Genomic DNA, 23,028 nt, shown 5'->3' with positions numbered 1-23,028 from the left:
GATCACGGCCGGGACCACGTCCCCGGGCAGCTGTCTGCTTCCGGGCACGCTGACGTCCAGGCATGGCGGACCGCGCGTGCGGCGCCCTACGGCACGCTCAAGGACACAAGCTGCCGTCGAAGGATCACCAGGTCACAAAGCCATTGCGGGCGTGGCCGGCCCTCCAGGCGGTCCACGCAGCACGAGGACATGCCTGAGGTACACCCGGATACGCGCGTTCTCGTCCCCGAACGCATGAGTGACCACCCGCGGCCCGGCGGAGACCCAACCGGCCGCCATGAGGAACAGGACCACGAGGGGGCGCAGCACCCAGCCGGCGAGCTGGCGTGCCAGGGCGCACAGACCCTCCTCCAGCCACCGCAGCCAGACAGAAGTGAGGACCACACTCGCCGCGTGCACGAGCAGCATCCCGAAGCTCGGCGAACCAGCGTGCGACCCGTGGGCCATCCCGGCCATGTCCGCGCAGTGTTGCGCCGGCCGCTGGCCGGCGCTCTGGGCGAGCAGAGTGTGCAGGACGACCTGCGACGCGGCCGTCGCGGGCAGGATGGAGGCCAGAGTGCGCTCGCGCCCGGTCACGGCCAGCGCGGGCAGCAGCATGAGCAGGAAGCCGCCCATCGCCGCCGCGGGGTCGAAGAAGCCCCCACCGGCCAGGTGCCCGAGCGTGGCCAAGGCGGCGCACGTGGCGGCGAAGCTCGCCGCGCGCACCCACCTCACCGCCGAGAACGGACCCATAGTGGGCAGATCCTTTCACACCACTGCCGCGCCCTACCCGCCGCCGGATCAAGCCGACGCCTGTAGACGGTGATACGCGGCACGTAGTCGCCCGGTTCAGCGCGGCGCCCCCAGCCGGCGGCGGCCGCAAGCACCCTTCTCTGACGTGCGCGGGTCCTCGGCCGCAGGTCGGGGACGTCGCGTGGGAGGATTACCCGATGCATGCCGGTCAGCCACTCTTGCGCGTGATGCGGGCCGCGGTGTTCGCGGTCGTGTGCGTGCTGGTGTCGGCTTTTCTGCACGGGCTGGCCGGAGGAGCCCCCGTACGGCCCGGCACCCTGGCCGGTGCGCTGGCGCTGACCTGGGCGGGCGCGTTCCTGCTCGGTGCCCGCCCGCGCGGCATGGGGGTGCTGCTCGGCGCCTGCTTCGCCGCGCAGTACGGCATGCACCATCTGTTCAGCGCGAGCGGCGATTCCGCGGTGTCCGCCCTTCCCGCGCACCAGCACGGCACGGGGCTGGGCATGCTGCTGGTTCACGCCGTGGTGGCGGCCGGCTCGGCCTGGCGGCTGGAGCGGGGCGAGTCGGCGCTGGCCATGATGGCGCATCTGGCCGTCACGTCCCTGGCCTGGCTGTGGGACGTCCTGCGCGCCCTGGCGCCGGTCCTGGGCGAGGTCGAGACCGGTCCACGCCTTGGGCGGTGGACTCGCGTCCGCGCTCGGCGCTGGTCCCGCCTGTTCACCACGGCCGTCGCCCGGCGCGGTCCGCCGGCGTTCCTCTCCCTCACCTGATCGGGCTGTCGCCCGGATCGCGGGCCGCGGCTCGTCATGCCGTGCGCCCGACGCCGTGCTGGGCCGCGTGGACGCGGCTCACCGGCTGAACCCTCTTCTGGTTGGACGCGTACCTGTCGACGTGCGCGTCCCCTGTGAGCGGAGAAACACCTCGTGACTTCCACGACCGACGTGCGCAGCCACGCCGAGCCGTCCCGGCCGGCACCGTCCCGGCCGACAGCGTCCCGGCGCGCGGGCTGGACCACGCTGCGCCCCCTGGTGCTACGGCTGCACTTCTACGCCGGGATCCTCATCGCCCCCTTCCTGCTCGTCGCCGCGTGCACCGGGCTGCTGTACGCCGCCTCGTTCCAGATCGAGCAGGTCGTCTACCGGCACGAGCTGACCGCGCCCGCGGGCGGGACCCACATCCCCTTGACCGAGCAGGTCGCCGCGGCCCGCGAGGCGCATCCCGAGGGGAAGGTCACCGCGCTGCGGCCCGCTCCCGAACCCGGCCAGACCACCAGGGTGCTGCTCGACGTGCCGGGCCTGTCCGAGAGCACCCAGCTGGCGGTCTTCGTCGATCCCTCCACCGGCCAGGTGCGCGGCACGCTGGAGAGCTACGGCAGCTCGGGCGCGCTGCCCGTGCGCGCCTGGATCTCCAGCCTGCACCGCACCCTGCACCTGGGGGAACCCGGGCGGATCTACAGCGAGCTCGCCGCGAGCTGGCTGTGGGTGGTCGGCGTCGGCGGCCTCGTCCTGTGGTTCGCCAGGCGCCGACGTACCGGCCGCCGGCTGCGCGACCTGGTCACTCCCGGCCGCACCGTCAAGGGGCCGCGCCGCCTGCTGTCCTGGCACGGCTCGGTCGGCGTGTGGGCGGTGCTCGGCCTCCTTTTCCTGTCCGCCACCGGCCTGACCTGGTCGAAGTACGCCGGCGAGAACGTCGACGAGCTGCGCGCGGCGCTCGGCTGGGCCACCCCGGCGATCAGCGTCTCCGCCGGCGATCACGCCTCCCATGCGGCGCCGACGGGCCACCACCACGCCGCCGCCTCTGACGTCGGCGTGGACCGGGTCGCCCAGACGGGGGCCGGCAAGGGCCTGTCCGGCCCGCTGGAGATCGTCTGGCCGGGCGGGCCAGGCGAGCCGTACCTGGTCAAGGAGATCGACAAGACCGCGCCCACCCGCCTGGACCAGGTCGCCGTCGATCCGGCCTCCGGCGCGGTGACCGCCGAGTTGCGCTTCGCCGACTACCCGCTGGCGGCCAAGCTCGCCCGATGGGGCATCGACGGGCACATGGGCCTGCTGTTCGGCCTGGCCAACCAGATCCTCCTGGCGGCACTGGCCGTCGGCGTCATCACGCTGATCGTGCTGGGGTACCGGATGTGGTGGCGGCGGCGTCCGTCCCGCGGCTTCGGCCGGCCGTACCCGAGGGGCGGCTGGAGGCAGGTGCACTGGGGTGTCCTGGCCCCGCTGGCCGTCCTGGTCGTGGCCGTGGGCTACTTCCTGCCGCTGATGGGCGTCTCCCTGACCGCGTTCCTGGTGCTCGACGGCCTGCTCGGGCTCCGCTCCCGGGCGGCGGGCTGACATGGGTTCTCCGCGGATGTCAGGGCTGCGATGATGACAAATGTGTCTCCTTCGGAGCCGGTACTACGCTCCGCGCGCGCCATCGTCTTCGCGGTGGTGTGCGTGGTCGTCTCCGCGGGTGGACACGTCCTGGCCGGCGGGGCGCGCGTCGCCCCGGCGGTGATGCTCGCCGGCGCCGCCGGGGCGGGCGCGCTGGCGTACGCGCTCAACGGGCGCGAACGCGGGCGCGCCGTCGTGCTCGGCGCGACGATCGCCGCCCAGGCGGCGCTGCACGACCTTTTCTCCCTGACAGCCCCCATCCCGGATCTTCACACCGGCCACGGTCACACGAGCGTGGGCATGCCGCTCGCCCACCTGACCGTGGCCTGGCTGACCGGATGGTGGCTGCACCGGGGAGAGACCGCGTTCTGGCTCCTGCTGCGCCTTTGGGGCACAGCCCCGCTCGCGTTGACGCGCCGGCTGCTGACCGGCGCCCCCGAGCCCCCGGCGCCCGGGCGGCGGACCGTCCCGGCCGACCGGCCCATGTCGTGCTCCCCGTGGGACAGCACGGCGGCCGTCCATCTCCGCGGACCTCCAGCGAACACCACGCCGGCCGCGGCCGGCGTGGTCCGGTGACCAGGCGCCTTCGGTAGCGCCTTTCCGGTACGTCCCGGACCCGTTCCGGGATTCTTGTCTGGAGTTCACGATGGCATTGTCGCCGCGATTCCTCCGCAGCCTGCTGGCTGTGATGCTCGCCTGCGGGGCATGGATGGTCTTCACCGCTTCTCCCTCACTCGCGCATGACTCGCTCAAGAGCAGCTCTCCCGCGAAGAACGCCAAGGTGGCGTCGGTCAAGGAGATAGAGCTGGAATACTCCGCGCAGGTGCGGTTCCCCGCCGTCGTCCTGCACGACTCCGCCGGCAAGCAGGTCACCGTCGGCACTCCGCGGACCGCGGGCCACAAGGTGTTCGCCGAGGTTCCCCAGCCGCTGGAGCCCGGCTCCTACGTGATCGGCTGGCGGGTGGTCTCCTCCGACGGCCACCCGATCGAAGGGGAGATCCCCTTTACCGTGACCGCCAAGCGCACCTCCACCCCTGAACCCACTCCGACGGCAGTCCCGAGCACGACGACCGCGTCTCCGTTCCCATCGGATTCCATCGCGTCGCCCGGCCCTGTGAAATCGCCGGTCTCCGGCTCGACGGCCCGCTCGGGCACCGAACAGGGATCGGGCGGCGCGCCCGCATGGCTGTGGGGGGCGGGTGCCGCGCTCTTGGCTGTCGGCGCGGGAGTCTGGCTGTGGTCGCGCCGCCGTGACGGCTCCGGCCCTGCCGAGTGAGAAAAGCAGCGGCCTTCGTTTCGTACCGGGGTGTTCGCCGTGGTGAGCCCGGGATACGGCGCCTTGGTTCACCCCTGTGCCCGGCCACCGTCGGCAGTCCCGTGGCAGTCGCCCGCGTGCGAGCCCGGCCGCGCGCCGAGTCCGCCCTGGAACGGGTCTCGCGCCTGGCACGCGCCGCTGTCTTCGCGGCGGTGTGCGTTGTCGTGTCCGCGGGCGGCCATTCCCTCGCCGGCGGCGCTCCGGTCGCGGCGCCGACGTTGTTCCTCGGCGTGGTGGCGGCGTTCGTCCTGGCCTTCGTGCTGAGCGGCCGGGAGCGCGGGCCCGAGGTCGTCATCGGGGTGACAGCGGGCGCCCAGACCCTGCTGCACGAGCTGTTCAGCAGGAGTGCTCCCGTCGCCGTGGTGCATGCCGATCACGTACACGGTGAGAGTCCCGGGGCCGGCATGACCGTGGCGCACCTCGTGGGGCGTGCAACGGCACCGACGTCGCGCTGGCCGCAGCCGACCTCATCCTGATCCGCGACGACCTGGACGTGGTCCCCATCGCGCTCACCCTGGCCCGCGCCACCCTGGCCACCATCCGGGGCAACCTCGTCTGGGCCTTCGGCTACAACGTCGCCGCGCTCCCGCTGGCCGCCACCGGCCTGCTCAACCCGCTCATCGCGGGCGCCGCCATGGCCCTGTCGTCGGTGTTCGTGGTCTCCAACAGCCTGCGGCTACGCCGCTTCGCCCCATCTGCCGCGACCGGGGACTTCCTCACCGGCCATCAGGACGACGTGGACGACCTGGATGACGACGCGGCGGTACATGCGATCGAGGTGGGAGCGCAGGGCAGGACTCGCTAGCGGGCGGCGTTCCCGGCCAGTTGCAGAGCGGGCGCCAGTTCCCACGCCAGCCCCTCCATGGCAGAGGCGATGGAGGGGTGGCGCGACAGAGCGCGGCGCACCACGGCGTCCGTGGCCATCAGGAACGCCAGGTGGCGAATGGCGTGGCCGGCCACGTTGACGACGTCGATCTGCTCCGGCGTGGGCGTCGCCGGAGCCTTGCCCCGCGCGATGTCCAAGGTCGGCAGTTCTTCGGCGGGCAGGTGGGGCGCCGGGTCGGGGCACACGGCATAGGTCAGCACCACCTGCCCCTCAGGCCGGTGACGCCAGCTCGTCGAGTGCACGACAGTGGCGGGATCGTCCGCCGATGTACCGCTGATCCGGCGCGCGACCTCGTCAGGGCTCTCTCCCGGGCCGGGCACTGCCGTGAGCCGCCGGTAGAACCAGCGGCCGTCGACCCCTGCCCGGAGCATGAACGTCTCCACAGCAACCGGGGCAGGCCCAGCGTCGCTCTGATCGACCACTGGCGATCCCGTCCTCGTCCGCACCCAACTGCGACAGATATGCAGGAGCAACATTATGGCGTACGGCTGTCCTCGGATCGGGCGGCCGTGACCACCTCGATGACGAGCATCCCGAGATAGCCGCCGCCATTGGATCGCCGACGTCGCCTGACTGTCGCTGTCGGCATGCCGATCATGACGCGAGCTAGTTGCACAGCTATGGTTGTTGCGAGATATATGCAAGTAGGCGCTTTGGAGGAGAGACATCATGGGTGAGTACACCCTTCCGGACATGCCCTACGACTACGCGGCGCTTGAGCCCGCGATCACCGGCGAGATCCTGGAACTGCACCACGCCAAGCACCACGCCGCGTACGTCAAGGGCGCCAACGACACGCTTGAGCGGCTGGCCGAGGCGCGCGACAAGGGCGAGTTCGGCGGCCTGGTCGGGCTGGAGAAGACGTACGCCTTCAACCTGTCCGGGCACGTTCTGCACACGATCTTCTGGCAGAACCTGTCGCCCGACGGCGGGGACCGCCCCGACGGCGAGCTGGGCGACGCGATCACCGAGCACTTCGGCTCCTTCGAGGCCTTCCAGAAGCAGCTCACGACCGCCACCGCCACCGTGCAGGGCTCCGGCTGGGGCGTCCTCGCCTGGGAGCCCCTGGGTCGCCGCCTGGTCGTCGAGCAGGTCTACGACCACCACGGCAACGTCGGCATGAACACCACCCCGCTGCTCGTGTTCGACGCCTGGGAGCACGCGTACTACCTGCAGTACCGCAACGTGCGCCCCGACTACGTCGAGAAGCTCTGGGGCCTGATCAACTGGAACGACGTCATCGCCCGCTACGACGCCGCCCGCGGCGCGTAACGCACCCCCATGCCGGCGACGCCCGCCCGGCCCGAGCTTGGTCCGCGGGGCCAGGCGGGCGCCGCCCCCTCGACATTCGTCTCGTCCCGTCAGGCGACGTACGCCACGTGCTCTCTGCGGTGAGGGTGGTGACAGGCGAGGTCTTCACTTGGCCACCATGGGCCGAGCCCCGCACGGCCGCCGGACCGGCCGGCCGCGTTGGCGACCGCCCAGGCCGTAGGCGCCGGTTCAGGTGGGGCGCCACCGCCGCGCCGAGCGCTCCCGGCGGGATCGGGTCACCGCCACCAGCGCGTACAGGGCCGCGGAGGCGAGCACGCAGACAGCCGTGAACGCCGCCGCACGCAGCGCGCGGATCACCGGACGGCCGACGCACACGCCGCCATGTTGCCAGAGCGCACCACCGCGTTCCCAGATGCGCAGAAAAGGGGCAATGGCTGAACCGGCGGCCGATCGAGCGCGTACCTCAGCACATGCATGGCCGCACTTGTGCCTATGTGGCACCATTCGGGAGTCGCACCTCCTGCCCCCCATCGCGCCGTTCGCGGCGGCGGGCGCCCTAGCCTGGCGGAGCCGCCATGAAGGTGTCGGAGCGCATGTACGCCGGTACGGCGGTCGCCGCCGGCGTGGTGGTGCTCGTCGTCGTCCTGCGGTACGGCGGCGCGATCGAGCCGGAGATCCCCGGGCTGCCCACCGCCGGGCCGGTCACCGTCTGGGGTCTGCCGCTGGTCCGTCTCTGCTACGACGTGTGCGCGCTGGCCTGCGTCGGAACGCTCACCGCGGCCACCCTCGCCCCCGCCGGCTCGCCCGAGGCCGGGAGGTGCGTGCGCGCCGCCGGGTGGTGGGCGCTCGGCTGGGCGTTCACGGCCGCGCTCAGCTACCTGGCGACCCTGTCGGACCTCGTCCCGCTGCCCGTCGTCAACCTGCTGACCTCGCCGGACATGCTGGAATTCGGCCTGTCCATCCCGCAGACCCAGGCCCTGCTGCTGGTGCTGGGCGTGGCGCTGGTGGTGGCCATGTCCGCCGGCGCTCCGGTGTGGGCCCGCCTGGCGGTCGCCACGTTCGGGCTGTTACCGCCCGCGTACGTGGGGCACGCGGCCTCGGCCGGCGACCACGACATCGCGATCTCGGCCCTGATGGCCCACCTGGTGCCGGTGTCGGTCTGGGTGGGCGGCCTCGGCGCCGTGCTCGTCCACTTCCGCCGCTCCCCCGACCTGCCGGTGGTGCTGCCCCGGTTCAGCACGGTCGCCCTGTGCTGCTTCGCGGCGGTGACGGTCTCGGGCGTGGCGAGCGCGTGGGTGCGGCTCGGCACACCGTCCGACCTCTGGCTGACCGGGTACGGGCAGCTGCTGCTGGCCAAGACGGCCGCCCTGGTGCTCCTCGGGCTGTTCGGCTGGAACCATCGCCGCCACACGGTCGCAGGGGTCGGGGACCGTGGCGTGCGACAGACCTTCGTCCGGCTGGCGACGGGCGAGGTGACGGTGATGGCCGCCGCGATCGGGCTGGCCGTCGGCCTGTCCCGTACGCCACCGCCGCCCGGCAGCGGCGGCGGCCACGAGCACCTCGTCCTGGAGTACGCCCTCGCCCCCTTCAGCCCGTCGGCGCTGGTCACCGAGGTCCGGCTGGATCCGGCGATCCTGCTGCTCCTCGCCCTGCCGGCGGCCGGTTACTGGGTGGGCGTGCGCAGGGTGCCCGGCTGGCCGGCCTCCCGGACGCTCGCCTTCTCCGCCGGCCTGGCGTTGACCGCGTTCGTGCTCCTCGGCGGCGTGGGCGGGTACGCGCGGGCGATGCTGTCGGTCCACGCGCTCCAGCACGCCGCGATCACCGTGGTCTCGCCCCTGCTGCTCTGCCTGGGCGCCCCGCTCACGCTCGCGGCCCAGGCCACCACCGCGTCACCGGGATCCTGGCGGCTGCCCGGCCCCCGAGTCCTGGTGATCGCCTACCCGGTCGCGTTCCTCCTGCTCTACGCCACTCCATGGCTGCCTTGGTCCCTGTCCGGCTACGCCCCGCACGTGCTCACAGGGTTCCTCTTCTTCGGTGCGGGCCTGCTGGTGTTCCGGGTGCTGGCCGGCGTGGACCCGCTGCCTCATCCGGTTTCCTGGACGGCCCGCGTCCGGCTCCTCGCCGTGGTGACCGCGGTTCACGTCGCCCTGGGCGCGTACCTGATCCTCGGCCCGCAGCTCGCGGGCGAGTGGTTCGAACTCGCCGCCCCGCCCGGCGTGCCGGACGTCCTGGGCGACCAGCGGCTGGCCGGAGCCGTGGCCATGCTCCTCCCCCTGACCGCGCTCGCCGCGCTGGCCGTCCGCATGGCATGGCTCAGGATGGACGCCCTGACCCGGGTCCGTTGAGCCGGCGACGGTTTCGCAAGGTGGACACACATTGACCTGCGCCCTTCCGCCACTTACGGTGCTTCTTGCGAATTATTCGCAACTGCAATGCAACTGCGAGCGGGTCGGCACGCCGGCCCTCATCACCCGCGACCGTGAACTGCTGGAGGCGGTGGTGTCGGCATGCGACGACTCCTGATCCTGGCGATGGCCCTGACCTTGACCGCCTGCTCGCAGGCACCCGCTGTTCGACAGGCCGAGCAGCAGCCGCAGGCCGGCTTCCCGGTCACGATCGAGAACTGCGGGCGCAAGCTCACCTTCGACAAGCCGCCCGCCAAGGTGGTGACCGGCTACCAGCCCGCCCTGGAGACCCTGCTCGCCCTCGGCCTGGGCGACCGGATCGCCGGGCGCACGAACTTCTCCGAGAGCGCGTTCCTGCCGGGGCAGAAGGAGCTGTACGACAAGATCCCCGAGATCTCCGACACGATCATGCTGCCGCAGAAGGAGGTCATGCTCGCCCAGGGCGCGGACTTCGTCCTGGACAACGCGATGGCCGGCTTCGACTCCGCCGGCGGTTACGCCACCGTGGACGAGCTGAACGCGGCCGGCACCCCGGTCTACATCCTCGGCGGCTGGTGCAGCCCCGAGCAGGTGCTCGAGTTCACCATCGACAAGACCTTCGCCGACCTGCGCAACCTCGGCGCGATCTTCGGCGTCCCCGACCGCGCCGACAGGCTGATCAGCGAACTGCAGGGCGAGCTCGCCGACGTCAAGAAGCGCGTCGCCGGCCGGACCCCGGTCAAGGTGCTGGCCACCGACGGCGGCAAGGGCCCGGTCAACGCCTACGGCGGCGCCGGGCTGACCCACCAGATGATCACCCTGGCCGGAGGGGTGAACGTGCTGGCCGACGTCAAGGGCGACTACACCGAGGTCAGCGCCGAGAAGATCAGCGCCGCCCAGCCCGACGCGGTCCTGGTCAGCGACTACGCCACCCTGCGCGGCGAGGACATGCCGAGCTCGCCGGCCAAGGCCGCCGAAACGTTCGCCATCGCCAGGAACAGCCCGGCAGCCAAGGACAACCGCTTCCTCGCGCTCCCCGTGGCCGCCCAGCACCCCGGCTACCGCAACATCCTGGCCGTCACCGAGATCGCCCGTTTCCTGCACCCGAACGCCTTCACCCCGTGACCAGCACAACCCAGCAGAACCCGGCACGTACCGCGCTCCTGCCCAGGAACCGCCGCGCGAGCCGGTTCCTCGTGCTCGTCGCCGTGCTCATCGTGGCCGTCGTCGCCTCGACCTGGCTGGCGGTGAGCATCGGCGCGGTGCACGTCGCCCTGCCGCAGGCCTGGGGCATCGTCGCCGACCGCCTCGTCCCCGGCCTGGTGCCGCGCACCTGGACCCCGGTGCAGGAGCAGATCGTCTGGGAGTTCCGGCTGCCCCGCGCGCTGCTGGCGCTCCTCGTCGGGGCCGGGCTGGCGGTGGTCGGAGCGGTGCTGCAGGCACTGGTGCGCAACCCGCTGGCGGACCCGTTCCTGCTCGGCGTCTCCTCCGGTGCCTCGTTCGGCGCGGTGCTCGTGTTGATCCTCGGCGCCTCCGCGCTCGGCGGGCTGTCGCTGTCGGCCGCCGCCTTCGCCGGCTCCCTGCTGGCTCTGGGGCTGGTGTACGTGCTGGCGCAGCGCTCCGGACGGATCACCCCGTCCCGGCTCGTGCTGGCCGGGGTGGCGCTGGCCTACCTGTTCCAGGCCGCCTACAGCTACGTCCTGCAACTGGCCCAGAGCGGACGGGCCGCCCAGCAGGTGCTGTTCTGGCTGATGGGCAGCCTCGGCGGCGCCCGCTGGCACATGCTGCCACTGCCCGCCGTCGTCCTCGCGGCCGGGGTGACGTACCTGCTGCTGCAGCACCGCCCGCTGAACGCGCTCGCCGCCGGGGAGGAGACGGCCGTCTCGCTCGGCGTGAACGTCAACCGCTTCCGCCTGACCCTGTTCGTGCTGACCTCGCTGCTGGTCGGCGTGCTGGTGGCCACCAGCGGCGCGATCGCGTTCGTCGGCCTGATCGTGCCGCACGCCGCCCGGCTGCTCGTCGGCGCCGACCACCGCCGGGTGCTGCCCGTCACCGCCCTGCTCGGAGCGGTGTTCCTCCAGCTCGTGGACGTCGCCGCCCGCACGGTCAACGCGCCGCAGGAGCTGGCGCTCAGCATCGTCACCGCGCTGTTCGGCGTGCCGTTCTTCCTGTGGCTGCTGCGCCGCCGCTCCGTGGACCGGGCGGTGAGCGTCACGTGAAGCTCGACCTGCGCGGCGTGTCCGTCGCGCTCGACGGCCACCCGATCGTGCACGAGGCGGACCTGCTCGTGGACGACGGCGAGTTCGTGGGCCTCGTCGGACCGAACGGCTGCGGCAAGTCCACCCTGCTCCGCACCGTCTACCGGGCGCTGCGCCCCGCCGCCGGGCTCATCACCGTGGACGGCGACGACGTGCACCGGCTGCCCGCCCGCCAGGCCGCCCGGCGCACCGCCGTCGTCGCCCAGGAGACCCCGGCCGACCTCGACTTCACGGTGGCCGAGATCGTCTTCATGGGACGCACCCCGTACAAGCCCGACGCCCTTGTGGACGAGGAGCTGGCCGCACGGGCGCTGGACCGCGTCGGCATGGCCGGCGCCGCCGAACGCGTCTTCGCCACCCTGTCCGGCGGCGAGAAACAACGCGTCCTGCTCGCCCGCGCCCTCGCCCAGCAGACCCGCCTGCTCCTGCTGGACGAGCCCACCTCCCACCTCGACATCCGCCACCAGCTGGAGATCCTGCACCTGGTCCGCGAGCTGGGCATCGCGACGCTGGCCGTCCTGCACGACCTCAACCAGGCCGCCGCCTTCTGCGACCGTCTCTACCTCATGAACGCCGGCCGCATCGTGGCCGGCGGACCACCCGAACAGGTCCTCACCCCCGACCTGATCTGCCAGGTGTACGGGGTGCGCGCCGTCCACCGCACCCAGCTCGTCTTCGAACGGCTCAAGGAGGAGCCGTGATCCCCCGGCTGCCGGCCTTGTCGCCCCAGGTCCGGTGACGGCCGGCCGGACTCGTCCTGCTGCTGCTGTCCCTCACGGCCACCTACGTCGGCAAGGGCCTGCTCGTCGCGCACGCTTTGTCGGGCGTCTTCGCTGGTCAGGGCGCAGCTCGATCGTGTGGCCCGTCGTCGCCTCGTCCTCGACGGGCCACCTCCAGCGTCGACGCCGCCAACGAGTCCGCCATCCAGCAGGCCATCGACACCCTGTCCGGCGGCCGGTCAACGCTCGTGATCGCCCACCGTCTGTCCACCGTCCTAGCCCGGCCGGCGATCGTGGTTCGGAGTGGATCGGCTGGTCGGCCACGTCCGATGATGGCGATGGCCGACCGGATGCGGATGATCTGGATGTGCGCCGGTCCAGCCGAGGGACGGTCAGAAGCGGCCACCAGTAGGTCATGTTCGTGATCTCGGAAGCGGTATCTCCTGCGGAGGAAGACGTCGGGGTGGAGGGATCAGGAGCCGCGGGAGTCGGGGAAACCGATCCAGCGCAGCAGGATCAGCCGGGCGTCGGCGGGTGCGTTGTCGTGGTCGGCACCGAAGCGGTGCACGAGTTTCAGGTACTCCTCGTGGAATTCCTTGAGCCGTGCCTTGGTCATGAAGGTGCTGGCGCGGGAGCCCTGCTGCCAGTCGCCGTCCTCGTCGCGGTTGTGGGCGAAGGCTGACAGCAGCCGTAGGTCCTCGGCGAGCTGGGAGTCGCCCAGTCGCTCGGCGAGGTCTTGTTCGGCGTCGGTCAGATCTTCGCGGGCGGGCATCCGCCGGTCGGCTTTGACGACGTCCCACCAGCGTTCCCGCCCCTTGGCGCGCTCGCGCAGCTCGGTGACGAAACCGGTGTCGGACAGCATGCGCAGGTGGTAGCTGGTGGTCCCGGTGTTCTGGCCCATGGCTTTGGCCAGCGTGGTGGAGGTGGCCGGGCCGTGATTGGCGAGGTGTCTGAGGATCTCTCGCCGCAGTGGGCTGGCTAGCGCCTTCATCGCCGCCGGGGTGTGCATGACCGGTTCCGTTGACATGTGACCAGCCTAGCCGTACCGAAACAGTTATGCAGAGAAAAACTTGCAGAAAAAATTCTGTAAGACTAGGGTCGGCGTCCATGAACTCGAAACGAGTCGCCGGGCTGTCCTTCGTCACCGCACCACTGCTGGTCGTGGCCGGATGGGCTCTGATGCGTCTGGGCGGTACCGGTGGCCAGGAACCCGGCTGGACCCTGGCCCACATCGCCTGGGTCCTCAACAACGTCATGTACGCGATCGTCTGCGTCGAGCTGTACAGACGTGCCAAGGACACCACCTCGGGAGGGCGGATGCTGGCCACCGGCTCGCTGATCGTCGGTGTCATCGGCGCGGGCTTCCTGCTCATCCAGATGGTGATCGATCTGGTGGTGGGCTTCTCCACCGACAACCGCGCCGACATGCGGGCCTTGAGCAGCCAGATCCACGACCTGCCCGGGGTTCAGGCGGCCATCTACGACATCGGGCCGGTGCTGCTGTTCCTGGCGCTGATCGTGCAGGCGATACACCTCGCGGCGCAGGGCAGGGCCACCGTACTGTTCGCGATCCTGGTGACTGCGGCGGTACTGGTCAACGGCGCCGAGCTGCTGGTGGAGATCCCGTTGCGGCTGGCGCAGGCCGGATCGGCGCTGATCCTTTGGCTGGCCTTCCTGCGGACAGGACGGGAACTGTTGCGCCGCGGCACATCCGACCCGACCCGGACGGCGACGACGACCTGGGCGACCCTCGCCGGGTGGGCACTCATCCTGGCGCCGGTGGCGCAGCTCGGCGGCTGGACCTTGATGAGGTTCGGCGGCAACGAAGGAGTCGAGCCATGGGCGACGATCGCGCATTCGGTGTGGCTCATCGGTTTCGTGCTGCTGGCCATCGCCTGCGTCGAGCTGTTTCGCCGGGTCCGAAGCCGCGGTGCCGCGCAGATCCTCGCCAGGGTGAGCCTGGCGGTGGCACTGATCAGCGTCACCGCCTCGATCGCCGAGATGCTCGTCGACCTGTACGTCCTGTCCGCCACGGACAATCACGCGCAGCTGAAGGCCCTGGACCAGCAGATCCGAAGCATCCCGGCAGCCGAGCCGATCCTGTACGGATTCGGCACCCAGCTTGTCTACCTCGGGCTCCTGGCCCTGATCATTCAGCTGGCCATCCTGAAGCGAATCAGCGCTACGACCCTGATACTCGTCCTGACCACCCTGGCCCTGTTCGTCAGCTACGAAGTGCTGGACGGATCCGGCCGCCAGGCCCTCATGCCGTTCGCGGTCCTGTGCATGTGGCTGGCCCTGGCGCCCCTGGGATGGCGACTGCTGAAGCCGGTGGCCCGGGCCGCCGACGCGATCACGCCGTAGCGGTTCCCGGGGCCTGATGGTCCCGATCATGTACCGAACCCGGCTCTGTGCCGGCTGTTTCATGACATTGACTCCGGACGGGGTTCCGAGCGCCTTTGGAGACCCTGCCGCGCTCCCCGCGCGTGTTGAGCCAGACGGTGCCCGGGTTGACGCGCTCCGGATAGCGCCGGGTCATCTCGTCGAAGAACGCACGGGGGGTGGGCCTGGTGGCGATCACCTTGAGGGCGGTGCGCAGGTATTCGCCGGTCTCGTCGGGGATGCCCGGATCGTCCGGACGAGCGGGATCCTTGTGCCCGGCCACCACGGCTGCCGGCCGCAGGGCGCGCACCGTTTCGCCGTCGGATGGAAGGATGCCGATCCAACGGCGGCACCGATCTCATCGGCCGGCCCGCGCCAAGGCCCAGCACGACGGCATGCCTTGATCCGCCCTGCCCTGCGTCGATCGAGACGAGGGCATCGTCCCCCTCGCTCCCCGCCCGCGCAGCCCCCAAGCGCAGGGTGGCTCAATTCTGTGATCATTGCCCGGCCCCATCGGGCGATCGCTGACATGACGAGCCGGACGGCGATGTCGCGCAGGCTGAGGTTCTGGCCGCGCAGGCGCAGAGCCATGGAGAGCATGTTCTCGTCGGTGACGGCGGCGCCGCCGATGGCCTTGCCGCAGGCGCACTCTCAGACGTGCCAGAGGGTGGCGATCTGCCGAGTGGCCAGCCGGGACGGCACGGCCCGCAGCGACAGGTCGCGCAGCCACGCGGAGATCCCGGTCCGGGACGTCAGCCGCGACTGCCTGGCCGCCCCCAGCATCATGCGGTTGGCGCGGGGCCTGCGCTCGGCGTCGTAGCGCAGGAGCCGCTCGACGGCGTCCGCCGGCTCGGCGCCGCTCAGGTGGCGGGTCAGTACGGCAGCGTCCTCGAAGGCCTGGCTGGAGCCCTGGCCGAGGTCGGGTGACATGGCGTGCGCGGCGTCGCCGAGCAGCGCGATCCTGTCGACCGCGAACGAGGGCAGGGGCTCGGCCAGGCGGGCGATCGGGTCGACGTAGATGTCCTCGGGCGGCGTGGCCCCGATCAGTGCCGTGACGAGGGGATGCCAGTCGGCCATCAGGGACAGCATCTCCCGGCGCGCCTCCTCCGCGCCGGGCGGCGGGCCGTGCAGGAGGGAGTCGGTGAACCAGTACAACCGGTCCTCACCGACGGGGAACAGTCCGAACATCGCCCCGTTGCGGCGGTCGACCAACTGGCTGAGGAGCAGGTCCGGCGCCAGGCCGGGAGGGCGGGGCAGCATGCCGCGCAGGTCCATCCGGCCGGTCCGCCGCAACCCGGGGTGGCCGGGGAAGAGCTGCGCACGCAGTCGGCTGCCGCTGCCGTCGGCCGCGATCACGGCGTCCGCTCTCGCGACGGGCGCGCCGTCGCTGATCACCGTCACTCCGGTGGGGTCGGGCTGCAGGCGCTCGACCGGGGTCGCGGTTCGCACGAGGTCGGGCGGCAGCGGGGCGCGCAGGGCTCTGTGCAGCTCCGCTCGGTCGATCATGGCGGGCGTCCCGATCCCCTGCTCCACCTGGGCCAGGTCGGCGATCAAGAGCGGCCTTCCATGCCGGTCCCGTAGCCCCCCGCTGATCGCGTGCATGACGCGCCTGCGAACGTCCTCGGCCAGCCCCAGGTCGTCCAGCGCGCGAAGCCCGTTGGGCATGACCACGATCCCCGTGCCCTTCTCCCGGAGCTCGGCGCCCCGTTCGAAGAGCGTCACCTCGTGGCCCTGGCGATGCAACCCCACCGCGGCCGCCACCCCTCCGAGCCCGGCTCCGACCACCGCGATCCTCATGAGACCTCCCGCTCATACACTACGAACGTACTAGTACGGATATTGGTAACATGGTCATATGCCGCCCACGAATCCGGCCCGCCGCCAAGCCCTCGCCGACGCCGCCATCGACCTGCTGGCGTCGTCAGGCGCGCACGGGCTGACCCACCGCGCGGTGGAGAAGGCGGCGGACCTGCCGCCGGGTACGGCCTCCAACTACTTCCGCAGCCGCGAAGCGCTCCTGGTGGCCGCTGCCGAGCGCATCCTCGAGCTGCACCACGCCGACACCGACCGGGCCGTCGAGCGGCCCGCGACGCTGGCCGACATGCTGACGGAATCGCTGCTCACCGCGGCGACCACCCTGCGCCGCCGCTATCTGGCGATCTTCGAACTGCAACTGGAGGGCGCCCGCCGACCGGCGCTCGCAGCCGCGCTGGCGGGCCTGCAGGACACGTCGATACAGGTCACGGCCGGCCACCACGACCAGCTCGGCCTGGCCATCCCGCGCGAGCGGATCCCCGCCATGATCACGCTCTACGCGGGCGCGCTGTTCACCCTGGTCAGCGCGCCGCCGGGGAGCGTCACCAGGGATGTCGTACGGGACGTGGTTCAGGTCATCGTGCACGGCTGCACGGGACATGCCGAGCAGCGGCCGTGACCCGCCGGCCCCGTCGCGCCGAGGCGGGAGAACTCCAGCGGATCAGCCAGTTGGCACCCGAGGTGGCGAACAGTCACGAGCTGGAGAGCGAAGATGACCATCGCGCCCGGCAGGCGGACGGTGTCCTCGCGGGGCAGCGGTTCGGGGGCGGCAACCCCCGAGTCCACAGATCGCACGATCACTCCAACGCTGCCCTTCACGCTGCCCAAAACCCAGCCGCGTATTAGCCGCGGATGGTCGGGGGGGTAGTTCAGCCGAGCTGCCGGGTGATCATCGGATCGGTGATCGCCGTGTCGTCGGCCAGGAGGAACGCCTTCGAAAGGACCACCGACAGCGTCCCCCCATCGTCCTCGAACGGCAGGAACACCGATCCGGCCGCGCGCCCGCTCGCCGGGACGATGCACAGGTACGCGTCGTTGGGCTCCATCAGGATGTTCGTCGACCCCAGATGGATCTTGTACGTCTTCAGATCACCCCGGACAAGAAGAAATCTGTCAGTCAGCTCCACCCGGGAGGCGATCTTCAGTTTCGGCAGCAGCCGCGCCAGCACCTCGCGCCGGATCTTGGCCGTCTCGGTCAGCTCGCCGAAGCCGTGGGAGCGCCAATAACCTTCGTGGCCGATCAGCGCCTGGTCGTCGCGGGCGACCGAAGCCACGCCCACGGCGAGGTCGGCCTCGCGGAGCATCTCCGACAGCACCAGCGGCGGCAGATCGGCCATCGACGCCGGTTGCCCGTCGCGGTGGAAGGTGATGCCCTCGGTGGCGCACAGCATGGCGGTCTCGGCCCCGGGGGCGGAGACGATGTGCATGGCCCATCGGGCCTGCCAGCCTGCCAGGTCGCGCACCACCTCGCCCTGGTCGCCGCCGTTGTCATAGCCCCAGTTGCCGATCGACCGGCCGGTCCAGCCGCGCTGGCCCAGCAAAGTCCGGGCCTGGCCGTAGCGCAGAATGTGGCCGGCGAAACGGTTGGAGAAGGTGCCGGTCCGCTCCTCGGCGGGGGTCAGCAGGTAGATCTCGCGGAAGACCTGCTTGAACGGCTGGCGTACACCACCGTCGAGAAGATGGACGCGCCACGCCGCCACCTCGTCGGCGGTCGCGTGGATCGGGTGCCACAGGCCTGCCACCGCGTCGGGGGCGGGGCTGTAGCCGGCCAGTTCCCAGCCGTCGGAGGTCTTGACCGGCAGGGCCGCCGGCGATCTGCCAGACCAGGGTGCGGGCGTAGGGGCCGGTGACGGGATGGTCGAGGAAGCACTCGCTCACCTCGCGCCAGCGCCACGTCCGTTCATGGACGATCGCCTGTTCCAAGCGGGACCGTACGGCCGCCTGCGCCAGCTTGAGCTCCTTCACGATGGCCCGCAGATCGGACAGCTCCGCGCGCACATCCTTGGGCAGCGACTTGGCGGTCTTGCCGGCGGCGTTCATGTAGCGCAAGGCGGGCACGTCGGCGGACAGCCTGACCCGGTAGTCGCCGATCCTGTCCTCGCGGACGCCGCCGGTGTCCAGGCCGAAGGTGGGGACCGTCCGATCGAGCAGTTGCTCGCGGGTCAGCCCGTTCTCGCCGGCCACCGTGTCGAGGGCGAGGCTCAGATTCCTCTGTACGGACCTCGCGCGCACCTTCGCCTGGATCCTGGACAGCGGGACGATCACGTCGAGGCCGCCCCTGCGGGCCAGGACGCCGACGGCGGCGTTGGTGACAGGTTCGCAGCGGCACGTGGAGCCCATCTCGTTGCTCCCGGTGCCGCAGGTCATCGCGACGTCGGTGACGAGTGAGGTCACCCAGCGCTCGTCGATGACCTGGCAGGTCCACAGGATGCCGCGCACCACGACGATGGTGTCTTCCCTGAGGAAGACCTTGTCCCACCACTCCTCGTCGTCGTAGCGGACAACCCAGTCTCCGCCCCGGTAGGCCGCCAGCCGCGCAAGTAGCTCACCGACCAGCGCGACCGCGCCGGGGGTGAGCATCCGCGCGGCGTCCCTCAACCACCGGGCGCTGGGTCTGGTCGAGCGGGCGGTGTTCCAGTGGCGGAACAGCGGCAGCACCTCGACCAGGCGCGGGCCGTACTCCTCGGCCAGCATGCGGGCGAAGTGGTCGGTGTCCCCGATCTCGGTCCGGACCACCCCGGCCGGACCGTGCTCGGCCGGTTCGGTGAGCAGCTCGGTAACCTGCTCCGCCAGGAGCGCCCGTGCCTCCTTCAGCCGCGGCCCCGACGTCAGCCGGCGCAGCAGGTCCCGGCGCCGCTGGTAGTCGAACCGGCGGGCGGCCGCGAGCGGGATCCGGAACAGCTCCTCGTAGCGGGTGTGCCCCTGCCGCACCCAGTACCCTGCCCGCTCCATCAGGTGGTGCGCTTCCCGGTAGGTGAAGTCGATGTCGCGCTCGGCCACCGACCGGACCACGCGCAGCACCCGCTCGTCGTAGTCATGGCCGCCTTCCGGCCCCAGCCAGAGTTTCACCTGCGCGTAAGTGCCGTAGACCCGCCAGTCGACGCCGGGGCCGGGCTCGAGCCCCTGCTCAGTGAGCTCGTCGAACCGCTGGTAGGCGGCCCTCGTGGCCGGATCCAGGTAGTCCCATCCGCCCGCTGACGTCATCACACGGCTCCACTCATGACCGGAACGCTGGGTGATCATGGATACCAGCCGGAGCCGACAGATCTCCCCCATGCCATGATCCGCGACATGTCTCCACGAGAGCCGCTGCCTCCTCCTCCGATCAAGACCGGGGACGTCGTGGCCGCTCGCTGATGCTCCTATCGCTTGGCTTAAGCGAGAGATCAAGGCACAACAGAGATCATTCTGTTAGGACCCCTTAGCGGCTTGACACGCAGATCAGATCCGGGGACGTGCCCAGCATCCGGCATCAAGATGAGCCAGAGCCGAAGACCCGTACAGTCCCGAAGAAGGCGGACGGCGGGAGCCCGCAACTTCCTCGGCCGAGGCTTGTTGAAAGTACGCCCTATACTCGGCAGGCCAGTCAGCCTGTGCTGCGCACCCGCTTACGCCGGGCTGGCGTGGGCGGCCAGGATGCGCCACCCGTGCTCGTTCGTATGAACCCACGTCCGCGTGTAGCTCATCCGTCCGGCGAACGGCGTTCCGGCGACGCTGCCTTCCAGCGTGCCGAGGAAGCAGGTGACGCCGGTGTCCCCCACAACGAGCACGGTGAGGTCTTCCTGGAGGAGTTTCGTCAGGACCAGTGTTCGTGAGCGGTGGTTGTGGAGATCGAGCTGCTTGGCATCCGGGTGGCACTGGTTGTCCGGCGGTCCGGTGAAGACGAGCCGCTCGTCGAGCAGCCGGTCCAGCTCTTCGACGTCTCCGGCGAGCTGTGCCGCCTGCAGGCGCTGTTCGGCCTTGGCCAGCTCGTCAATGAGAGTGGTGTGGTCGGCCATGAGGAACCCTCTCCAGCGATCAATCCCGCGCGAAGTGAACAGAGTACAACAGGGCGAATTCGTAGAGTCGGCCGCGTGATCACCCTGGTCCGAGGGTCAAGCCTGTCTGTTTCAGGCATCCATTGATCAGGTGCGGGCGGTACCGGATCTTCTTTAGCTTGCGCTTGATGATCCGGGTCAGCCCGGTCAGGTCGGCGACGATGAAGTTGGCGATGCTGCGCTTGAGCAGGGACCAGATGCCCTCGACCGGGTTCAGCTCCGCGGCATAGGCGGGCAGGTGAAAGATCTGTAGCCAGTCGGCGTTAGCCTCAGCGAACGCGGTCAGATCGGCGGCCAGGTGGACGTTGAGGTTGTCCCACACCCAGACGATCGGAGTGCCCAGCTGATGGTGGGTGGCGACGATGAGGTCACGGTAGTCAGCCCGGGTGAAGCTCTTGGGCTCACTCTTGCGGCCGTGGTAGACGTGCAGTTTGTAGAACAGATGCGGTCGCCCACCGGGGCGGAAAGCGGTCACGGCCGTCATGTTCACCCGACCTTTGCGTCGGGCGGAGACGGTGATCACGGGGCGGGCTCCTCGCGGCGCCCAGGTTCCGGCTTCAGGCGGCCTGAGCCCCTGCCCTGCCTCAGGGTCTCTAGATAGTCGGTACGTACTTCGGGCCCGGACCTGGCCCGAGGCGGCCTCGACAAAAGCCACAGACCGGCGGCTGGGAGGTCAAAGCCGGGCGGGTGCTGTCGGACGCGAACGCCAAGCGGCTGCGCACCGCGGTCGAGATCCTGCGCGAGGTGCTGGCGGCCGCCGGCATCCCGCTCGACCATGATGAGACGAAGCTGCCGCACCAGGACGAGGAGAACCCGCCTCCCCCGCCGTCGATCATGCCCCACTCGACGGCGCCGTCTGCGATGCCGAACGAGCTGAAAGAAGTCACTTCCGCGGAGATCAAGGCCGGGCTGGACATCCTTGCTGAGGTGTCCGCGTGGTGACCATCCTCAAGCGTCTGGCCAGCCGCCAGCGTCACATCGGTCAGCTCCGCCGACAGCTCGACGCCGCCCGCCAGGAGGCGCACACGGCGGTCGAGCAGTCGGAGGAGGTGCGGGCTGACCTGGGCCGCGCGTACGAGACCATCACTCGGTTGACGAGCCGGTTGAGGGCGGTGGACGCCGACCGGCTACGCGCCGAGAACGCCGACCTGCGGGGGGAGAAGGCGACGCTGCGCGCCCGCAGGGAGGGCCCTTCCCGGGAGGAGTATCTGCGCGAGAGGCAGACCAACGCCGTCCTGGTAGTTCCTCCACTCGGGTCCGTGTCATGAGCCGCAAAGTAGAGCGTTGCGGAAGGCCACAGCGGGTGACGGCTGCGGTGCCCGACTCCGGGTTCCGGTCTGGGCGTTCGGGATGAGTTCGGGGCTCGCCGCCGGGATAAGGGTGCCCGTGAGAACTCTGTCATGAGCCCTAAACGGCGTTGATCTTTTTCGGAATCGATCGGTTGATGACCGTGATCGGCTCGCGGTGCGCCGGAGGACTGCAAAGGCACTGATCAGGTGCGAGAAGGGTGGGGAGAACACCGAGGCGTCCGACACCTCGTAGGGGCCGTTTGCCGTACAGCCCACCAGGGGTGGTTCGCAGTCCTGTGGGGACTGCGGGCGTTGTGTGCTGAGCGGATCAGTGCGGGAGGTGGTCGGCGCTCACGCCGCCGTCCGGCGGCGGCGCGCAGCACCGTCTGTGGCCTGGTAAGGGTGCGGCTGGAGTGCGTCGGAAAGGGGACACGCCCCTTCGCGGGGAACGGCCGAACACGCACGGACAGTTCTTGATCAACTACTGTCGGTTACGGCAGGATGTTCGGGTCTAAGTGATCTCTTCCAGGAGGCACCATGCTGCTCACCCGCCGTCTGCTGGCCGGCGCCGCCGCCATCACCGCCGCGAGCGCGCTCACCGCCCTGCCCGCCGCGGCCTCCGCCCCGCACCACGCCGATCCTTCCCCCCAGGCCGCGTCCCCGGTGTGCGTCGACGCCACCAACAACCGCGCCGACGGCACCGAGATCCACCTGTGGCGCTGCCTGAACCACACCAACCAGCGCTTCGTCCTCCACAACGACGCCATCAAGGTCGAAGACACCGTCGGCACCGCCCGGGAGGTATGCCTGGACGCCGGCAACACCCGCGCCAACGACGCCCGCATCCGCCTGTGGCAGTGCATGGGCCACGCCAACCAGAAGTGGGTCGTCAAGCGAGGACAGATCATCCTCGCCGACACCTTCGCCGCCGGCGCCCCCGTCTGCCTGGACGCCGGCAACAGCCGCAACAACGGTGACAAGGTCCGCCTGTGGAACTGCATGGACCACACCAACCAGCGGTTCCTCCTCGACAACGGCCAGATCCAGGTCAGGGACACCCTGTAAGCGCCCGGAGCCGTCATCCTTCGGCCGCCGGACGCGTCGGCAGGAACCCATCGAGGCCCCGCGCACTCCACCAGCATCGCCACCCGCCGCAAAGACGCCTGGCAACCAGTCGTCACCGGGCGGGAGGTCTCCCGCTCAAGCACCAGAAAGGAACACCGGCATGAAAGCCATCAAGAAAGCCCTCATCGCAGGTCTAGGCGCCGCCGCCATCAGCGGCGCGCTCCTGGCCGGCGCCCTTCCGGCTCAGGCCGAATCGTGGCACCGCGTCGACACCGCCAACTCGATCGTGACCTGCAACGCCTTCCTCCTCGTCAACTATCCCGCCTGGCATCCCAGCCGGGTGAAGTGCGAGCTCGACGGCACCTGGCACCCGTTCCAGACCTACGGCGCCTACATCTGGTACTGAGCCACCCCGCCCGTCCAGGCGGCAGGCGATCCCGGTTTCCGGGCGGTGCGTGACCCGGCACATCCGGCTCCCTTCACACAAGGACCCATCCTGCTCGGCGCC

At 70.5% G+C, this 23,028-nt stretch carries 25 protein-coding genes and 3 pseudogenes; 17 read left to right on the top strand and 11 right to left on the bottom strand.

The genetic code is table 11. The features are described 5' to 3' along the window. Positions 1 to 132 precede the first annotated feature (132 nt). Positions 133 to 732 carry a hypothetical protein gene (locus ABZS51_RS08625; protein WP_355437817.1) on the bottom strand — a complete coding sequence of 200 codons (600 nt, stop codon included), beginning with the start codon at positions 730 to 732 and terminating at the stop codon, positions 133 to 135. Between the two features lie 227 nt (positions 733 to 959). On the opposite strand from ABZS51_RS08625, the gene ABZS51_RS08620 reads away from it, so the two are divergent. The 6 genes and pseudogenes from ABZS51_RS08620 to ABZS51_RS08595 form a co-directional block, all read left to right on the top strand. Continuing rightward, positions 960 to 1,499 carry a hypothetical protein gene (locus tag ABZS51_RS08620; RefSeq protein ID WP_355437815.1) on the top strand — a complete coding sequence of 180 codons (540 nt, stop codon included), beginning with the start codon at positions 960 to 962 and terminating at the stop codon, positions 1,497 to 1,499. Between the two features lie 153 nt (positions 1,500 to 1,652). Beyond that, on the top strand, positions 1,653 to 3,059 hold the full coding sequence (locus ABZS51_RS08615) for a PepSY domain-containing protein (RefSeq protein WP_355437813.1): 1,407 nt from the start codon (positions 1,653 to 1,655) through the stop codon (positions 3,057 to 3,059). 42 nt (positions 3,060 to 3,101) lie between these two features. Next, complete coding sequence (locus tag ABZS51_RS08610) at positions 3,102 to 3,674, top strand: MFS transporter (protein WP_355437811.1); 573 nt, start codon at positions 3,102 to 3,104, stop codon at positions 3,672 to 3,674. 70 nt (positions 3,675 to 3,744) lie between these two features. Beyond that, a complete protein-coding gene (locus ABZS51_RS08605) occupies positions 3,745 to 4,374 on the top strand; it encodes a copper resistance protein CopC (protein WP_355437809.1) in 630 nt (209 codons plus the stop codon). Between the two features lie 101 nt (positions 4,375 to 4,475). Further along, a complete protein-coding gene (locus tag ABZS51_RS08600) occupies positions 4,476 to 4,889 on the top strand; it encodes a hypothetical protein (RefSeq protein WP_355437807.1) in 414 nt (137 codons plus the stop codon). Then, positions 4,850 to 5,218, top strand: a pseudogene (locus tag ABZS51_RS08595) (hypothetical protein); the annotation flags it as partial. The gene ABZS51_RS08600 and the pseudogene ABZS51_RS08595, both read left to right, overlap by 40 nt. Here the strand turns inward: ABZS51_RS08595 and ABZS51_RS08590 are convergent. After that, positions 5,215 to 5,670: a hypothetical protein gene (locus tag ABZS51_RS08590; RefSeq protein ID WP_355437805.1), complete on the bottom strand. Its 456-nt coding sequence runs from the start codon at positions 5,668 to 5,670 to the stop codon at positions 5,215 to 5,217. The pseudogene ABZS51_RS08595 and the gene ABZS51_RS08590 overlap by 4 nt on opposite strands. 298 nt (positions 5,671 to 5,968) lie before the next feature. On the opposite strand from ABZS51_RS08590, the gene ABZS51_RS08585 reads away from it, so the two are divergent. After that, on the top strand, positions 5,969 to 6,571 hold the full coding sequence (locus tag ABZS51_RS08585) for a superoxide dismutase (protein ID WP_310707119.1): 603 nt from the start codon (positions 5,969 to 5,971) through the stop codon (positions 6,569 to 6,571). Positions 6,572 to 6,799: 228 nt separating this feature from the next. On the opposite strand, the gene ABZS51_RS08580 is transcribed toward ABZS51_RS08585, so the two are convergent. Beyond that, positions 6,800 to 6,946, bottom strand: a complete 147-nt coding sequence (locus ABZS51_RS08580; protein ID WP_355437803.1) for a hypothetical protein — start codon at positions 6,944 to 6,946, stop codon at positions 6,800 to 6,802. A gap of 200 nt (positions 6,947 to 7,146) precedes the next feature. On the opposite strand from ABZS51_RS08580, the gene ABZS51_RS08575 reads away from it, so the two are divergent. From ABZS51_RS08575 to ABZS51_RS08560, 4 genes are all read left to right on the top strand, one after another. Continuing rightward, positions 7,147 to 8,916 carry a cytochrome c oxidase assembly protein gene (locus ABZS51_RS08575; protein ID WP_355437801.1) on the top strand — a complete coding sequence of 590 codons (1,770 nt, stop codon included), beginning with the start codon at positions 7,147 to 7,149 and terminating at the stop codon, positions 8,914 to 8,916. A gap of 162 nt (positions 8,917 to 9,078) precedes the next feature. Further along, positions 9,079 to 10,080, top strand: a complete 1,002-nt coding sequence (locus ABZS51_RS08570; RefSeq protein WP_355437799.1) for an ABC transporter substrate-binding protein — start codon at positions 9,079 to 9,081, stop codon at positions 10,078 to 10,080. Beyond that, complete coding sequence (locus tag ABZS51_RS08565; protein WP_355437797.1) at positions 10,077 to 11,174, top strand: iron ABC transporter permease; 1,098 nt, start codon at positions 10,077 to 10,079, stop codon at positions 11,172 to 11,174. Before ABZS51_RS08570 ends, ABZS51_RS08565 begins: the two co-directional genes overlap by 4 nt. Next, the gene (locus tag ABZS51_RS08560; RefSeq protein WP_355437795.1) at positions 11,171 to 11,914 is read left to right on the top strand and encodes an ABC transporter ATP-binding protein; all 744 of its coding nucleotides are present in this window, start codon (positions 11,171 to 11,173) and stop codon (positions 11,912 to 11,914) included. Before ABZS51_RS08565 ends, ABZS51_RS08560 begins: the two co-directional genes overlap by 4 nt. 490 nt (positions 11,915 to 12,404) lie before the next feature. Here ABZS51_RS08560 and ABZS51_RS08555 read toward each other — a convergent pair whose 3' ends face one another. Beyond that, the gene (locus tag ABZS51_RS08555) at positions 12,405 to 12,959 is read right to left on the bottom strand and encodes a helix-turn-helix domain-containing protein (protein ID WP_355437793.1); all 555 of its coding nucleotides are present in this window, start codon (positions 12,957 to 12,959) and stop codon (positions 12,405 to 12,407) included. Positions 12,960 to 13,111: 152 nt separating this feature from the next. Here ABZS51_RS08555 and ABZS51_RS08550 point away from each other — a divergent pair, with 152 nt between their 5' ends. Next, positions 13,112 to 14,296 carry a hypothetical protein gene (locus ABZS51_RS08550; RefSeq protein WP_355437791.1) on the top strand — a complete coding sequence of 395 codons (1,185 nt, stop codon included), beginning with the start codon at positions 13,112 to 13,114 and terminating at the stop codon, positions 14,294 to 14,296. On the opposite strand, the gene ABZS51_RS08545 is transcribed toward ABZS51_RS08550, so the two are convergent. Together ABZS51_RS08545 and ABZS51_RS08540 are read right to left on the bottom strand one after the other, a co-directional pair. Continuing rightward, on the bottom strand, positions 14,286 to 14,624 hold the full coding sequence (locus ABZS51_RS08545; RefSeq protein WP_355437789.1) for a hypothetical protein: 339 nt from the start codon (positions 14,622 to 14,624) through the stop codon (positions 14,286 to 14,288). The two genes, ABZS51_RS08550 and ABZS51_RS08545, sit on opposite strands and share 11 nt — an antisense overlap. A gap of 341 nt (positions 14,625 to 14,965) precedes the next feature. Next, a complete protein-coding gene (locus ABZS51_RS08540; protein ID WP_355437787.1) occupies positions 14,966 to 16,111 on the bottom strand; it encodes an FAD-dependent monooxygenase in 1,146 nt (381 codons plus the stop codon). A 58-nt stretch (positions 16,112 to 16,169) separates the two neighbouring features. On the opposite strand from ABZS51_RS08540, the gene ABZS51_RS08535 reads away from it, so the two are divergent. Beyond that, positions 16,170 to 16,748 carry a TetR family transcriptional regulator gene (locus tag ABZS51_RS08535; protein ID WP_355437785.1) on the top strand — a complete coding sequence of 193 codons (579 nt, stop codon included), beginning with the start codon at positions 16,170 to 16,172 and terminating at the stop codon, positions 16,746 to 16,748. 250 nt (positions 16,749 to 16,998) lie between these two features. Here the strand turns inward: ABZS51_RS08535 and ABZS51_RS08530 are convergent, their stop codons facing one another. From ABZS51_RS08530 to ABZS51_RS08510, 5 genes and pseudogenes are all read right to left on the bottom strand, one after another. Further along, a complete protein-coding gene (locus ABZS51_RS08530; protein WP_355437863.1) occupies positions 16,999 to 17,670 on the bottom strand; it encodes a hypothetical protein in 672 nt (223 codons plus the stop codon). A gap of 39 nt (positions 17,671 to 17,709) precedes the next feature. Then, positions 17,710 to 17,829 (bottom strand): annotated as a pseudogene (locus ABZS51_RS08525) (DUF4132 domain-containing protein); the annotation flags it as partial. 112 nt (positions 17,830 to 17,941) lie between these two features. Next, a pseudogene (locus tag ABZS51_RS08520) lies at positions 17,942 to 18,169 on the bottom strand (DUF4132 domain-containing protein); the annotation flags it as partial. Between the two features lie 1,568 nt (positions 18,170 to 19,737). After that, positions 19,738 to 20,127 (bottom strand): nuclear transport factor 2 family protein, encoded by a 390-nt coding sequence (locus ABZS51_RS08515; RefSeq protein WP_310707129.1) that lies wholly within the window; start codon positions 20,125 to 20,127, stop codon positions 19,738 to 19,740. Between the two features lie 79 nt (positions 20,128 to 20,206). Continuing rightward, positions 20,207 to 20,821: a transposase gene (locus ABZS51_RS08510; RefSeq protein ID WP_355437783.1), complete on the bottom strand. Its 615-nt coding sequence runs from the start codon at positions 20,819 to 20,821 to the stop codon at positions 20,207 to 20,209. 32 nt (positions 20,822 to 20,853) lie between these two features. Between ABZS51_RS08510 and ABZS51_RS08505 the strand changes: the two genes are divergently transcribed. The 4 genes from ABZS51_RS08505 to ABZS51_RS08490 all read left to right on the top strand — a co-directional run bounded on the left by ABZS51_RS08505 (position 20,854) and on the right by ABZS51_RS08490 (position 22,926). After that, positions 20,854 to 21,108: a hypothetical protein gene (locus ABZS51_RS08505; RefSeq protein WP_355437781.1), complete on the top strand. Its 255-nt coding sequence runs from the start codon at positions 20,854 to 20,856 to the stop codon at positions 21,106 to 21,108. After that, on the top strand, positions 21,102 to 21,434 hold the full coding sequence (locus ABZS51_RS08500) for a hypothetical protein (RefSeq protein WP_355437779.1): 333 nt from the start codon (positions 21,102 to 21,104) through the stop codon (positions 21,432 to 21,434). The genes ABZS51_RS08505 and ABZS51_RS08500 overlap by 7 nt, the downstream gene beginning before the upstream one ends. Positions 21,435 to 21,992: 558 nt before the next feature. Then, entirely contained in the window at positions 21,993 to 22,520 is a 528-nt protein-coding gene (locus ABZS51_RS08495; protein WP_355437777.1) for a ricin-type beta-trefoil lectin domain protein, read from the top strand. A 160-nt stretch (positions 22,521 to 22,680) separates the two neighbouring features. Beyond that, a complete protein-coding gene (locus ABZS51_RS08490; protein ID WP_355437775.1) occupies positions 22,681 to 22,926 on the top strand; it encodes a hypothetical protein in 246 nt (81 codons plus the stop codon). The last annotated feature ends 102 nt before the right edge of the window (positions 22,927 to 23,028 follow it).

Origin of the sequence: Nonomuraea sp. NPDC005501 (assembly GCF_040605905.1) — a bacterium.
Taxonomy (GTDB): Bacteria; Actinomycetota; Actinomycetes; order Streptosporangiales; family Streptosporangiaceae; genus Nonomuraea.
This window is presented reverse-complemented; position numbering and strand designations above follow the sequence as displayed.

Bases quoted from the DNA above. Each gene is read 5' to 3' on its own strand.
- ABZS51_RS08540 (WP_355437787.1), bottom strand. From the start codon at position 16,111: ATGAGGATCGCGGTGGTCGGAGCCGGGCTCGGAGGGGTGGCGGCCGCG.
- ABZS51_RS08575 (WP_355437801.1), top strand. From the start codon at position 7,147: ATGAAGGTGTCGGAGCGCATGTACGCCGGTACGGCGGTCGCCGCCGGC.
- ABZS51_RS08625 (WP_355437817.1), bottom strand. From the start codon at position 732: ATGGGTCCGTTCTCGGCGGTGAGGTGGGTGCGCGCGGCGAGCTTCGCC.
- ABZS51_RS08515 (WP_310707129.1), bottom strand. From the start codon at position 20,127: ATGGCCGACCACACCACTCTCATTGACGAGCTGGCCAAGGCCGAACAG.
- ABZS51_RS08620 (WP_355437815.1), top strand. From the start codon at position 960: ATGCGGGCCGCGGTGTTCGCGGTCGTGTGCGTGCTGGTGTCGGCTTTT.
- ABZS51_RS08570 (WP_355437799.1), top strand. From the start codon at position 9,079: ATGCGACGACTCCTGATCCTGGCGATGGCCCTGACCTTGACCGCCTGC.
- ABZS51_RS08605 (WP_355437809.1), top strand. From the start codon at position 3,745: ATGGCATTGTCGCCGCGATTCCTCCGCAGCCTGCTGGCTGTGATGCTC.
- ABZS51_RS08590 (WP_355437805.1), bottom strand. From the start codon at position 5,670: ATGCTCCGGGCAGGGGTCGACGGCCGCTGGTTCTACCGGCGGCTCACG.
- ABZS51_RS08535 (WP_355437785.1), top strand. From the start codon at position 16,170: ATGCCGCCCACGAATCCGGCCCGCCGCCAAGCCCTCGCCGACGCCGCC.
- ABZS51_RS08555 (WP_355437793.1), bottom strand. From the start codon at position 12,959: ATGTCAACGGAACCGGTCATGCACACCCCGGCGGCGATGAAGGCGCTA.
- ABZS51_RS08585 (WP_310707119.1), top strand. From the start codon at position 5,969: ATGGGTGAGTACACCCTTCCGGACATGCCCTACGACTACGCGGCGCTT.
- ABZS51_RS08550 (WP_355437791.1), top strand. From the start codon at position 13,112: ATGCGTCTGGGCGGTACCGGTGGCCAGGAACCCGGCTGGACCCTGGCC.
- ABZS51_RS08495 (WP_355437777.1), top strand. From the start codon at position 21,993: ATGCTGCTCACCCGCCGTCTGCTGGCCGGCGCCGCCGCCATCACCGCC.
- ABZS51_RS08490 (WP_355437775.1), top strand. From the start codon at position 22,681: ATGAAAGCCATCAAGAAAGCCCTCATCGCAGGTCTAGGCGCCGCCGCC.